12 protein-coding genes are annotated in these 11,942 nt (G+C 66.7%); 6 read left to right on the top strand and 6 right to left on the bottom strand.

The window, feature by feature from the left end; all coding sequences use genetic code 11:
- The first annotated feature begins 1 nt into the window (after position 1).
- Both ACFVTM_RS05285 and ACFVTM_RS05280 read left to right on the top strand, forming a co-directional pair.
- Positions 2–1,129, top strand: a complete 1,128-nt coding sequence (locus tag ACFVTM_RS05285; protein ID WP_390202339.1) for an XdhC family protein — start codon at positions 2–4, stop codon at positions 1,127–1,129.
- A gap of 115 nt (positions 1,130–1,244) precedes the next feature.
- Entirely contained in the window at positions 1,245–1,865 is a 621-nt protein-coding gene (locus tag ACFVTM_RS05280; protein ID WP_390202338.1) for an L-threonylcarbamoyladenylate synthase, read from the top strand.
- Between the two features lie 79 nt (positions 1,866–1,944).
- On the opposite strand, the gene ACFVTM_RS05275 is transcribed toward ACFVTM_RS05280, so the two are convergent.
- The 3 genes from ACFVTM_RS05275 to ACFVTM_RS05265 all read right to left on the bottom strand — a co-directional run bounded on the left by ACFVTM_RS05275 (position 1,945) and on the right by ACFVTM_RS05265 (position 4,840).
- The gene (locus tag ACFVTM_RS05275; RefSeq protein WP_390202337.1) at positions 1,945–2,208 is read right to left on the bottom strand and encodes a hypothetical protein; all 264 of its coding nucleotides are present in this window, start codon (positions 2,206–2,208) and stop codon (positions 1,945–1,947) included.
- Positions 2,209–2,524: 316 nt separating this feature from the next.
- Positions 2,525–3,367, bottom strand: coding sequence for a BTAD domain-containing putative transcriptional regulator (locus ACFVTM_RS05270; RefSeq protein WP_390202803.1), 843 nt, complete (start codon positions 3,365–3,367; stop codon positions 2,525–2,527).
- Positions 3,368–3,853: 486 nt separating this feature from the next.
- On the bottom strand, positions 3,854–4,840 hold the full coding sequence (locus tag ACFVTM_RS05265) for a S1C family serine protease (protein ID WP_390202336.1): 987 nt from the start codon (positions 4,838–4,840) through the stop codon (positions 3,854–3,856).
- Positions 4,841–5,024: 184 nt separating this feature from the next.
- On the opposite strand from ACFVTM_RS05265, the gene ACFVTM_RS05260 reads away from it, so the two are divergent.
- Complete coding sequence (locus tag ACFVTM_RS05260) at positions 5,025–5,528, top strand: HtaA domain-containing protein (protein ID WP_390202335.1); 504 nt, start codon at positions 5,025–5,027, stop codon at positions 5,526–5,528.
- Positions 5,529–5,551: 23 nt separating this feature from the next.
- Here ACFVTM_RS05260 and ACFVTM_RS05255 read toward each other — a convergent pair whose 3' ends face one another.
- Positions 5,552–6,301, bottom strand: a complete 750-nt coding sequence (locus ACFVTM_RS05255; RefSeq protein ID WP_390202334.1) for an ABC transporter permease — start codon at positions 6,299–6,301, stop codon at positions 5,552–5,554.
- A gap of 158 nt (positions 6,302–6,459) precedes the next feature.
- Here ACFVTM_RS05255 and ACFVTM_RS05250 point away from each other — a divergent pair, with 158 nt between their 5' ends.
- Complete coding sequence (locus tag ACFVTM_RS05250; protein ID WP_390202333.1) at positions 6,460–8,385, top strand: alpha-amylase family protein; 1,926 nt, start codon at positions 6,460–6,462, stop codon at positions 8,383–8,385.
- A gap of 356 nt (positions 8,386–8,741) precedes the next feature.
- Entirely contained in the window at positions 8,742–10,220 is a 1,479-nt protein-coding gene (locus tag ACFVTM_RS05245; protein ID WP_390202332.1) for a sensor histidine kinase, read from the top strand.
- Here the strand turns inward: ACFVTM_RS05245 and ACFVTM_RS05240 are convergent.
- Complete coding sequence (locus ACFVTM_RS05240) at positions 10,168–10,878, bottom strand: response regulator transcription factor (protein ID WP_390202331.1); 711 nt, start codon at positions 10,876–10,878, stop codon at positions 10,168–10,170. The two genes, ACFVTM_RS05245 and ACFVTM_RS05240, sit on opposite strands and share 53 nt — an antisense overlap.
- Before the next feature lie 97 nt (positions 10,879–10,975).
- Positions 10,976–11,221, bottom strand: a complete 246-nt coding sequence (locus ACFVTM_RS05235) for a hypothetical protein (protein WP_390202802.1) — start codon at positions 11,219–11,221, stop codon at positions 10,976–10,978.
- 286 nt (positions 11,222–11,507) lie between these two features.
- Here ACFVTM_RS05235 and ACFVTM_RS05230 point away from each other — a divergent pair, with 286 nt between their 5' ends.
- Positions 11,508–11,810: a DUF4193 domain-containing protein gene (locus ACFVTM_RS05230; RefSeq protein WP_390202330.1), complete on the top strand. Its 303-nt coding sequence runs from the start codon at positions 11,508–11,510 to the stop codon at positions 11,808–11,810.
- Positions 11,811–11,942: the final 132 nt, after the last annotated feature.

Below are 11,942 nucleotides of genomic sequence, written 5' to 3'. Positions count from 1 at the left end.
GATGCGCGATGTCCTCGCAGCCCTGTTGGCTGACTGGCAGAGCGGCGCCACGGCGGGCCTGGCCACCGTCGTGAGCACCTTCAAATCTGCGCCACGGCTCCCGGGTGCGGCCATGCTGGTGACGGCCGGCGGTGACGTCGTCGGCTCCGTCTCCGGCGGCTGCGTCGAGGGTGCCGTGTACGAGCTGGCCACCCAGGTCAAGGACGACGGCGAGCCTGCCCTCGTCCGCTACGGCATCAGCGACGACGACGCCTTCGCCGTGGGACTGACCTGCGGCGGAATCATTGACATCTTCGTTGAACCCGTCTCCCGGCGCCGCTTTGCCGAGCTCGACGCCGTCGCGCAGGACATCGCCGCCGGGCGCCGAGTGGGGGTCGCCACTGTCATCGAACACCCGGATGCCGATCGCGTGGGGCGGCACCTCATCGTCAGGCCGGAAGGATTCGAGGGCGACCTCGGCTCGGACCGGACCAACCGTGCCGTGGGCGATGACACCCAGGGCCTCCTCGCCGCCGGCCGCACGGGCATCCTGCACTACGGCATTGACGGCGAGCGGCTAGATACCGGCATGCGCGTCTTCTTCGCCAGCTATGCCCCGCCGCCACGCATGATCGTCTTCGGGGCCATCGATTTCGCCGCGGCGCTGGCGCGGCTGGGCGCGTTCCTGGGGTACCGGGTGACCGTCTGCGATGCGCGGTCCATTTTCGCCACACCGGCGAGATTTCCCGACGCCGCCGAGGTGGTCAACACCTGGCCGCACCGGTATCTGAGCGACCAGTTCGCCCAAGGACTGCTCGACGCCCGGTCCGTGCTGTGCGTGCTGACCCACGACCCGAAGTTCGACATCCCCGTCCTTGAAGTAGCACTGCGCGGCGGCCCCGTGGCCTTTATCGGCGCCATGGGATCCCGGCGCACGCACGGGGACAGGTTGGCACGGCTGCGCGAGGCGGGACTGAGTGAGGCCGAATTGTCCAGGCTCCACAGTCCTGTGGGCCTCGACCTTGGCGCCCGCACGCCCGAAGAAACGGCCGTCTCCATCGCAGCGGAGTTCATCGCCCAGCAGTGGAGCGGCAGCGGGGAGCCGCTGCGGCAACTCGGCGAACGGATCCATCATGACGAGCAGCTGTGACTGCGCAGGAATGAACAGCCGGCCATGATTGCGGGCGAGACCGTGCGCTGGACGCTGGCGGTGCGCAGGGCGGGGCGCCAGCGTGCCGTCCCCCGTCCGGCGTAAGCTTCATGGCATGGCGAGATACTTCGATGTGCACCCCGAGAACCCCCAGCCGCGTTCCATTCTCCAAGCAGTGGAGATCGTGCGCTCAGGCGGTCTGATCGCCTACCCCACTGATTCCTGCTATGCGTTGGGCGCGCAACTGGGAAACCGGGATGCCCTGGACAGGATCCGCACCATACGCCAGTTGGACAGCAAGCATCACTTCACGCTCGTCTGCAAGGACTTCGCGCAGTTGGGCCAGTTCGTCCAGATCGACAACGACGTTTTCCGCAGCATCAAGGCGGTCACGCCGGGCAGCTACACGTTTATCCTCCCCGCCACCAGGGAAGTCCCCAAGCGGCTGTTGCACCCGAAGAAGAAAACCGTCGGCGTGCGCATCCCGGACAACCACGTGGTCCAGGCACTCCTTGCGGAGCTCGGCGAACCGCTGCTGTCCAGCACATTGTTGCTGCCCGATGAGGAGGATCCTCTCACGCAGGGCTGGGAGATCAAGGAGCGTCTGGACCACGTAGTGGATGCCGTGATCGATTCCGGCGACTGCGGTGCCGAGCCAACAACGGTGATCGACTACTCAAGCGGTGTCGCGGAAATCGTCCGGCGGGGTATGGGCGACCCTTCCCGTTTCGAGTAGCGGAATACGCCTGGGGCCCAATGGCGCCGCGTTTGCGCGGGCACGGCTCGGGCCGGCGCCGGCTCGGCGTCGGTCCGGGCTAGGCGGATTCCGCGGCGCGCGCCTGCCGGTTCCGCAGCCAGCGACGGACGAGGTCGACCGCGGCGACCAGCCCGGCAAGGGGCGACAGCACGGCCGCGGCATAGACGAACATCAGCCAGGTCAGGGTGGTCACGGGGGTCTGGCGGGTGCTCAGGAGGGACAGTCCGCCGAAGAGGCCAAGGACCCAGAACAGGACGACTCCGGACAGCACAGCAGCTGCCGGGAAGTACTCATTCGTGACGACTTTCTTCAAGGTTTCCATGGGCCCTCCTCACGCCCGGCGGGAGGACTGCCCGCCAGGGTCTTTCCAAGTATGAGGCCCGGCAGGGCCGAATTTCCGGAGAAAACCGGCCACGTGACGAAGCTAACTCTTCGCCCGGCGGCGCCGGCCATTTCTGCGTTCAGTTTGGGCGCGGCCGCCCCCGCCAGAGCCGGTCACTAACGGTGCGCGCAAGCACCACGAAGGGTGGCGCCGCCGGTTGGGACCGGCCAGGGATGATGCGTGAGCGTTCACGCGCCAAAGCGTCCGAACGTGCCGTGTCAGGCCGTGCCGTGTCCGGCCGGGTCAGACTGCCGAGTCAGACTGCGGCCCGGACACGCTGCAGGAAGGAATCCAGGACCCTTCCGGCGTTCTCATGCATGCGACGCGACTCTGCAGCGGGCAGCTGCCGGTTCTTGGGCGAGTTCAACCGCTCCCCCAGATACAGCAGAGCCGCCAGCACCTCGGAGAGTTCGGAGTTGCTCTCCGCACGCTGCCGCAGGAGCCTCAGATGGGCCTCTTGCAGGGCCGGACCCGGCGCGCAGCCAAGGTCGCGGTCAAAGAGCCGGCGGCAACGGTCATACGCCGCCAGCCCTTCGGCCGGCAGACCGGCCTGTTCGTAGGCTGTCACCAGTACGGTCCATGCCCGTTCGTTCAGGGGCTCGGCCCGAATGGCAGCCTGGACCAGGTTGACGGCTTCGTCCGGCTTGTCCAGCAGTGCCGCCGTTTCGGCCGCGAGGATCTGCAGCGCCACCCTTTCGGCTGCATGGCGTGCACGCGCCTCCTCCGCCCAGTCAGAGGCAAGTTCGAAGCCGAGCAGCGGCTCGGCCGAGATCTCAAGGGCCTCGAGCATGACCGGGTAGGCCTCAACCGCAGGCAGCTCGCCGGCTTCGCGGACCAGCCCCCGGAACCGGAACAGGTCCAGATCCACGAGCGTGGGGTCCAGGACGTAACCGCTGTTGGCCGTCCGGAGCGGGCCGGTTTTGGTCTGCCCGGGCTGGATGGCGCGGCGGATGCCGCTGATGTAGCTCTCGAGCGTCGCCACGGAGCCGTCACTGGCTCCGGCGCCCCAGAGCAGATCGATCATCCGGGTCTTTGACACAGGCGTGCCAAGGTTCAGCAGAAGAATTTCCAAAATGTGCCGGGGTTTGCATCCCCCCATGTCGGCGGCGGTGAGTGACACGCCGTCCCGGCGCACTTCGAATGATCCGAACAAGCGGACCGAAATGGAGGGTGTAGTTCCCGTTTGGCTATCCACGATGTTCTCCGATTTCCCCAGGTAAAACGAACTCAATCGTCTGCGAAAAGCCGGATCAACATCGAAACCAGGCCGTACTGAGACACTGTTCCCTCCGGCTTTCCAATGTCACCGTTACACGCCGGACAGGGCGCAACAAGGCATGCCGCTACGCGACTTTTCGCCCAAAGAAAGACGCGTACAGGCGTCAGTACCGTTGAGTAAGGACGTGAAGCGGCGGGCAAGTACTTGTGGCGCCAAACGAGTAATTCTTCGCCCACCCCGCATGCGGAATCCAAGTAGTCCTGGGCGGGCCTGAGAATGGGCCCGCCGGGACAATTCCATCGAGTGGAACACCGTGCAGCGCTGGATTCTCCGTGCTGCTGGAGGGCTCCTGCTGCTGGATTTTGGCTATTGGTTGTCGGTCATCTCCGCCGGAACAGCTACCAGCCGCAGGTCCGCTCCGTCGCGGAGCACTGCGAGCTCCAGGGGTTCCCCGATCGCCTCGGCGAACAGCAGTTTCTGCAGGCTCTCGGCGTTGGACACATACATCTGGCCGACCTTCAGGAGGATGTCACCGGCCCGGAGCCCGGCGCGCTCGGCGGGCGACCCAGGGAGGACTTCGACTACCAACAGGCCCTCCCTGCGGCCCGTCCGGACGACGGCGCTCGGCTGCAGCTGGATCGGCGTGTTCACCAGGCCCAGATAGGCGCGGCGGACCCGGCCGTCCTTGAGCAGCGAGGCGATGATCCGCCGGGAGGTGGCGTTGATGGGGACGGCCAGGCCAAGGCCGACTCCTGCCACCGCCGTGTTGATGCCAACGATCCGCCCGTGCGCGTCGGCCAGCGCGCCTCCGGAACTGCCGGGGTTCAGGGCCGCGTCGGTTTGAATGACGTCCTCGATCACGCGCCGGTTCCGACCGGACCAGACGGGGATGGACCGGCCCAGCCCGCTCACCACTCCGGCTGTGACGGACCCTGCGAGCCCCAGCGGGTTGCCCACCGCGATGACCAGCTGGCCTACCCGGAGGGATTCGGCGTCGCCCAATTCCGCCGGTGCCGCCGTGGGTGCTTTGCCGTGGACCACGGCAAGGTCGGAGAGCGGGTCCGCGCCCACCACATCCACGGCCGTGGTGGTGCCGTCGGCGAAGACCGCACGGCCGGACTGGGCTCCACCCACCACGTGGGCGTTCGTGAGCAGATATCCGTCAGTGGTGAACAGAACGGCCGAGCCCGCCCCCATCCTGACCAGCCTGCCGTTGCGCCCGTTGCCTGTCATTTCGAGCGCCGCGACGTGCTGGGTGACAGCCTCGGCCACACGGATGACGGTCGCGGAATAGGAGTCCAGCGGGTCTTCAGAGACCTCGGATCCGGGCGCCCTGCTGATGGATGCGGCCACAATGCACCTCCTGCTAACCGGTATTCATCCAAGTCAACCACCGCCGCCCCGGCAGTAGTCCCGCAGTGCCTACGCCGTCAGAGAAATACGCCGGATGAAGCGGCTGCCGTGCAACAGTTCAGCCGGGCGCGGATCCGCGGCTAGGCTCGGATGTAGATCCGTCCGACGGCCCAGGAGAACCTACGTGACACCAGCGTCCGCTTCCCCCGCTCCGCTGCCCCCTGCGGGCCTGACCTGGGGCATCAAGCGCAGTTTCATGGAGTACATTTCGGGACTCCCGGACGGTGCCGTTTCCGCCGGCGGCGGCGCCACGGTGACCGCCTCCGGGGAGTTTTGCTTCGCCAACGCCGGCTCCGAGTACGATCCCGCCACCGGCACGGGCGTGCTGCGGTTTCACGGCGACGTCCGTGTTGCCGGCCACCACGGAATGATGTTCGTCCGGCTGCTGGACCCCTGGGTCGAGTTCACGGCCGGGCACGGGGTCCTGTCCATCAGCACTGGCGACGGCGGCGGCACGGACCGTTCGGACGTCGGCACCCTGCGCACTGCCGCGCCCCGCAACATGGAAGGCTCGCTGGTCTGGGAGCGCGTCGAGGTGGCCGTGTCCCAGGCGGGTTCGGACCTGTTCGACGGCCAATACGCCGACGGGCAGGCGATGGACCCCCTCATCATCCGGGTGCCAGCCTAGGCAGGAGCGCCTTGGAGCCGGGCCTAGCGTGGGCGCGCGGGACGCACCTTTACCGGCGCGATGATCCAGATCAGGGCGACGGCGGTCATGGCACCCGCCGCCATGATCGAGGCAAGCACGACGATCTGGAAGCGGCCCGCTTCCAAGGGTGGGAGTCCACCGAAGATCGCACCCACGAACGCCCCCGGAAGGGTGACAAGGCCCGTCGTCTTGGTCTGGTCGGTGGAAGGGATGAGGGCGGCATAAACGGCGCGCCGGGCCAGCTCCAACGTCGATTGACGTCGCGTCGCACCCAAGGCAAGCCACGCCTCAACTTCTTCCCAGTGTTGATTCACCGACTCGGCGAAGTGCCGGCCGGCCAGCGTCGCGATCGTCATCGCGTTTCCTATGACGATCCCTCCGATGGCCAGCGCATAGCGGGGCGTAAAGGCGATCGCGCCAGTGCCGAAGACAATCGCCAGGGTCACCAGGATGCCCGCCGCCATGGAGCCACCCACCACGGCCAGGCGGCCCCACGCCCACCCCAGTCGCCGCGTGGCCGTCACGGCCGCCACCGAGAACATCACGAGCAGTGCGGCGCCGACCCAGAGCGGACTGGTGATGACACTGCCCAATATCAGGCTAATGACAGCCAGCTGCGCCGCTCCGCGAAGGATGGCCAGCGCCGGCGCGGTTCTGTGCGGGATCCGGAAAACCGCGAGCAGAGCCACGGTAACCACCATCAGAAGCCCGACGCACAGCAACGTGGGCAGGAGATCAGCGGAACCGGTCATGACGCCAGCCTATAGACCCTCCCGCTGACAGCACCTCCCGCCGGCAAACCTTCGCTCAGCGAAACACGGCCCGGCGTTGGGCACGGGTCCGTGGGTCTGCAAGGATATGAACTGTCGTGGCGCCGTCGTGGGCCGAAGTTCGTCGAAGGAGACGCTCCATGGTTGAACCCTCCCTTGTTGATGACGGTGTGCTCGATGGGGCCCGCCGGCACGTCCTCCGGGCCCTGGCGTCGGGCGCGGGAATCGGGTGGGACGGGCCGGACCGGGCCGTCTTCGAAGAGCGCTTCGACCGCCACTTCCCGGTTCTGTTCCGGCTTTTCCACGACCTTTACGGCGCACGGCACGACTGGCTGGATCAACTCACGGACCTCGCGCTGGAGTCCGCCCGCTCGTGGGCCGAGAGGCCGGCGGGGCTCAAGCGCCTCGACGCGGAACGCGAGCACAGCAGCGGCTGGTTCCAGGCCAACACCATGCTCGGCGGCGTCTGCTATGTCGACCGCTACGCCGCGGACCTGGAGGGTGTCCGCGCCCGGATCCCCTATTTCAAGGAACTGGGACTCACGTATCTGCATCTCATGCCCCTGTTCCTGGCCCCCGAGCCGCACTCCGACGGCGGCTATGCCGTCTCCAGCTACCGGGACGTCAAACCTGGGCTGGGCAGCATGCAGCAGCTGCGTGAGCTTGCCGCCGAGCTGCGGGCCAACGGCATCAGCCTCGTCGTCGATTTCATCTTCAACCACACCTCCGACGAACACGAGTGGGCCCGGAAGGCGGCCGCGGGTGACCCGGCGTACAGCGACTACTACTGGATCTTCCCGGACCGGTTCATGCCGGACGCGTTCGAGCAAACCGTCCGCGAAATCTTCCCGGACGACCACCCCGGATCGTTCGTCGAAATGCCGGACGGCCGCTGGGTCTGGACCACCTTCCACACGTTCCAGTGGGACCTGAACTACTCCAACCCGGACGTCTTCCGGGCCATGGCCGGCGAGATGCTCTTCCTGGCCAACCAGGGCGTGGAAATCCTCCGGATGGACGCCGTCGCCTTCATTTGGAAGCAGCTGGGGACGCCCTGCGAGAACCTGCCCGAAGCCCACACGCTGCTGCAGGCGTTCAATGCCGTGTGCCGGCTGGCCGCGCCGTCGCTGCTGTTCAAATCCGAGGCGATCGTCCACCCCGATGAGGTGGCCCGCTACATCGACCCCGCCGAGTGCCAGCTCTCCTACAACCCCCTGCAGATGGCGCTGATTTGGGAGGCCATGGCCACCCGCGACGTCTCCCTGCTCACCCAGGCCCTGGAGCGGCGCCACAACATTCCGGACGGCACGTCCTGGGTGAACTATGTCCGCAGCCACGACGACATCGGCTGGACGTTCGCGGACGAGGACGCCGCCGAGCTCGGCATCAATGCCTTCGAACACCGGCGGTTCCTCAATTCCTTCTACGTCAACCGGTTCCCGGGAAGCTTTGCCCGCGGGGTGCCCTTCCAGGACAACCCCCGCACCGGGGACTGCCGGATTTCCGGCACGACGGCGTCGCTGTGCGGGGTGGAAGACGACCCGGCCGCGGCGGTGGACCGGATCCTGCTGGCCCATTCGGTGGCCTTCAGCACCGGAGGCATCCCGTTGCTGTACCTCGGTGACGAGGTGGGCCAGGCCAATGACTACCAATACGCCCTTGAGGAAGGTCACGGAACGGACAGCCGCTGGGTTCACCGTCCGCACTACCCTGCTGAAGGCTACGCACGGCGCTGGGACCAGGACACCGCCGCCGGCGCGGTCTACACCGGGATGCGGCGGATGATTTCCGTGCGGTCCTCGACGCCCGAACTGGCCGGCACCCGGCTGGTCGGGTTCGCCACGAACAACCCCGGCGTCCTGGGGTACCAGCGTCCGGGAGACGGAACGATGATCCTCGCGCTGGCCAACTTCAGCGACGGCCCGCAGGAAGTGCAGGCGGTGACGCTGTCCGGCTTCGAAGGAGACGCCCTGGACCTCCTGACCGGAACCCGCATTCGCCTTGACGCGGGAATCGAACTGAACGCCCGGCAGTTCGTCTGGCTCCGGGTGACACCCAGGCCCTGATGCCTTGCCGGCGCCTCGAAGACACGGGCGGGCCGGGAAGAAGGAGGGGTTTGCGGCTGCCGATTGCCCTGCCGGGAACAGAAGCCTTGGAGTAAGAGTCGTGCCCGGCCGCACGCTGGTTGAGGAGAGCGTGCGACCGGAATCTGTGGTCTACCGGCCCCGGGTCGGCCGGCTTTCTAATCCTGTTTCCACTGTCCCGCATCCCGCTGAGAAGAGTCTGAGAGTTGCCTCTCCGCATGGCCGGTGCACATCTCCGGGCAGCGCCGGCACTGGCCCGGGGATGGGGCCGGCGGTGAGGCGGCGGAATTGCGGCCGCGGTGGTTGTCCGGATCCCCGCGTTGCCGCATTCTTGGAGCATGGCACTGGGCAAACGAGCCACACATGGCAGCCCCGGCAGGGGCGCTGCTGACTGGGGCGTGCGGAAGCGCTCGACGGCGGTCGCCGTCGGCGTCGTGGCCGTGGCGCTGCTCCTCGGCGGCGTGGTCCTGCTCGTCCTGCTCCAGGCATCCCTGGCCAGGTCAAGCGATTCGGCAGCACGGCAGAAGGCTCTGGACGTGGTCGCGGAAATGGAGGACATGGACGTCGCGGATGCCCGCGCCTACATCATCGATACAGCCCATGCGGGCCAGTTCGTCCAGGTGCTGGATGCCGCAGGGTACGTACTGGCCAGTTCGGATCCTGAGGTCGCGAACGCCCCGTTGTCAGCCCAGCGGCCCGCCCCGGGCCAGACCATGACCCAGGACGTCTCGGGCCTGCCGAGCATCGGGGACAACGACGACTACCACATCGTCACCGTGGGAGCGCGGACTGGAACCTTGAGTTATACGGTGGTGGTGGCCCAGGCATCGCAGATACAGGCTGACACCATCGCCACGGTCGCATGGTTCATGCTGGGAGCCACGCCACTGCTGCTGGCCACGGTGGCGGTGTCCGTGTGGCTCCTGGTGGGGAGATCCCTCCGCCAGGTGGAGCGAATCCGGGGGCAGGTGGCCCGGATCAATGCCGAGCAGCTGGACGGGCGCGTTGATGTGCCGGCCACCAACGATGAAATCCAGGCGCTGGCACAGACCATGAACACGATGCTGGACCGGCTGCAGGCCTCGGACAGCGAACAGCGCAGGTTCGTCTCGGACGCCAGCCACGAACTGCGCAGCCCGCTGGCCACGCTGAGGGCCGGAATCGAAATCGCGGCCGCAGATCCGACAGGGGCGATGTGGCTGCAGATGAAGGACGTCCTCACCGACGAGACAGCCCGCATGAGCTTCCTGGTCGAGGATCTGCTGACACTGGCCAAGGGCAACGACGGCGGCCTGAAGGTAGAGGCGAAAGACGTCGATCTTGACGACGTGCTGGACCAGGAAATCCGCAGGCTGCGGTCCACGAGCAAGAACCAGATCTCAGCGGACCTCGTCCCTGCACGGATCAGCGGCGACGCCCGCCGGCTGACACAGGTCCTGCGGAACGTCCTGGACAATGCCGACCGCCACGCCCTGTCCCGGATCGCCGTGGACCTGCGCACCGCCGGGGACCAGGTCATTATCACGGTCGACAACGACGGCGACCCCATCCCGGAGGCGGACCGGGAACGGATCTTCGAACGATTTGTCCGGCTCGACGGCAGCCGCTCCCGGGAAGGCGGCGGCAGCGGACTGGGCCTGGCCATCGCAGCTGGTATCGTGGCCGCCCATCACGGGACAATCCGGCCGACGGACGGGCCAGCAGGTCATTGCCGGTTTGAGATCGCTTTTCCCTGTCCGCAGGTGGCGGAAGAACCGGAGGACATCAGCCCTCGCGAATCTCGACGGCATGGGGCTCAGGGATCGGGTCGGCGCTGAGCAGATAGCCCATGCCACGCACGGTGGTCAGGCTATGGAGACCAAAAGGGCCATCGATCTTGCGCCGAAGGTAGCCGATGTAGACCTCCACGACGTTGTTGGCGCCCTCGAAGGCCGGGTCCCAGACGTTTTGCAGGATCTCCGTCTTTGAGACGATCTGGTCGTGCCTGCGCATCAGGTAATGCAGAAGCCCGTACTCCCTGGCCGTGAGGCTGATTAGCTTATCTCCGCGGCGGACACTGTGGCTGACGGGGTCCAGCGACAGCGTGCCCAGTGTCATGATGACGGGCCTGGCTGGCGCTCCGCGACGGATCAGCGCCCGGATCCGGGCCACCAGCACCAGGAAGCTGAACGGCTTGGTCAGATAGTCATCCGCGCCCAGGTCGAACGCATCCGTCTGGTCGTACTCGCCGTCCTTGGCCGTAAGCATCAGCACCGGAGTCCAGACTTTCCGGTTCCGCAATTCCCTCAAGACGTCGTAGCCGTTCATCCGCGGCAGCATGAGGTCCAGGAGGATGGCATCGTACGCGTTCTCGAGCGCCGCCGAGAGTCCCCGGACGCCGTCGTGGGCAACGTCGACGACGAACCCCTCATTCTTCAGCCCGCGGCGCACTGTTTCCGCCAGGGCGTGCTCATCTTCCACCATCAGAATGCGCAATCCAGCCCCCTCCCTTTGAGCCAGTATGGCCCTTACTGGGCCGGGCCGGAAGGAAGGTGGCGTGTCCATGTGGGCGGAAAAGGGTCGCCGCCTCCGGCTAGGCCTGCTGGACCGGCCCGAACAGCCATCCCGAGACGTCACTGCGCAGGACCACATGGGGTCCGCCGGTGGAACTGACGTTCCCGTTGGGGACGTAGTAGCCGCGTCCGGCCCCGGGGCCGCCGGCCGCGCGGTCGAGGGCGTCCGTGAGGCGCCGGTTCAGGTGCCCGCTGGGGCCCAGGGACCGCAGTTCATTGAGTTCCTCCGGCGTCAGCCGTCCCAGCACTGCAGCGATATCGGCCATGGTGAATCCCTCCCGGCGGATGGTGGTGCGCATGGTGCACGATCCCTAAAGAATCAGGCTAGGACACCCAAATTAACGGCGGGTGACACCCCGGTGACCACTGGCGAACGAAGTCTAAAGGCCCGCGCCGCGGACCTCCGCCACGAAGTGTCACGAGTGTCACTGCCGTGAGTGCCCAAGTCCCCAGCTTTTACCCGGCGCCATGCTGTACCGTTCAATCCCGGAGAGCCGGAAATCCGGACAGAAACTGAATCACACACCCAGCAACGGAAATGAGTACCACCAGGTGGCAACCGATTATGACGAAGTACGCTCCGACGTCGCGGAATCACGCAACGCTTCCCTGGAGGCCCTCCGTTCGGCGAACGCGCCTGACGCCCGCAGCGTGGTCCGCGAGCTCGACGAGGCCGATACTTCCGAGGGTGTGGAGCTTCCGGGGGCAGACTTGTCCGGCGAGGAACTGACCGTCACCGTCGTCCCGCAAAAAGAAGACGAGTTCACCTGCTACTCCTGCTTCCTGGTGCGGCACCGGTCCCAGCTGGCCAAGGAGAAGGCCGGCCACGCGTACTGCGCGGACTGCCTCAGCTAGGTCCCGGCCCGGCCCTTCAGCCCCGGCTGGAGACGTTCAGCCCGGCACAGGAAGTCTCGCACCCGTCCTCGACGGCGTCAGTCACGCGCCGAGTACACTGCTGTCACATGCTTCACAATAGTTTCGGGAAGC

Origin of the sequence: Arthrobacter sp. NPDC058130, assembly GCF_042884475.1 — a bacterium.
In the GTDB taxonomy this organism is placed as follows: domain Bacteria; phylum Actinomycetota; class Actinomycetes; order Actinomycetales; family Micrococcaceae; genus Arthrobacter.
Note: the sequence above shows the minus strand (reverse complement) of the source record. Positions and strands in the feature narration are given on the sequence as shown.

What these genes read in the sequence shown, in the direction of transcription:
- ACFVTM_RS05235 (WP_390202802.1), bottom strand. Translation starts at nt 11,221, where the DNA reads ATGGCCGATATCGCTGCAGTGCTGGGACGGCTGACGCCGGAGGAACTC.
- ACFVTM_RS05285 (WP_390202339.1), top strand. Translation starts at nt 2, where the DNA reads ATGCGCGATGTCCTCGCAGCCCTGTTGGCTGACTGGCAGAGCGGCGCC.
- ACFVTM_RS05255 (WP_390202334.1), bottom strand. Translation starts at nt 6,301, where the DNA reads ATGACCGGTTCCGCTGATCTCCTGCCCACGTTGCTGTGCGTCGGGCTT.
- ACFVTM_RS05270 (WP_390202803.1), bottom strand. Translation starts at nt 3,367, where the DNA reads ATGGGGGGATGCAAACCCCGGCACATTTTGGAAATTCTTCTGCTGAAC.
- ACFVTM_RS05280 (WP_390202338.1), top strand. Translation starts at nt 1,245, where the DNA reads ATGGCGAGATACTTCGATGTGCACCCCGAGAACCCCCAGCCGCGTTCC.
- ACFVTM_RS05275 (WP_390202337.1), bottom strand. Translation starts at nt 2,208, where the DNA reads ATGGAAACCTTGAAGAAAGTCGTCACGAATGAGTACTTCCCGGCAGCT.
- ACFVTM_RS05250 (WP_390202333.1), top strand. Translation starts at nt 6,460, where the DNA reads ATGGTTGAACCCTCCCTTGTTGATGACGGTGTGCTCGATGGGGCCCGC.
- ACFVTM_RS05245 (WP_390202332.1), top strand. Translation starts at nt 8,742, where the DNA reads ATGGCACTGGGCAAACGAGCCACACATGGCAGCCCCGGCAGGGGCGCT.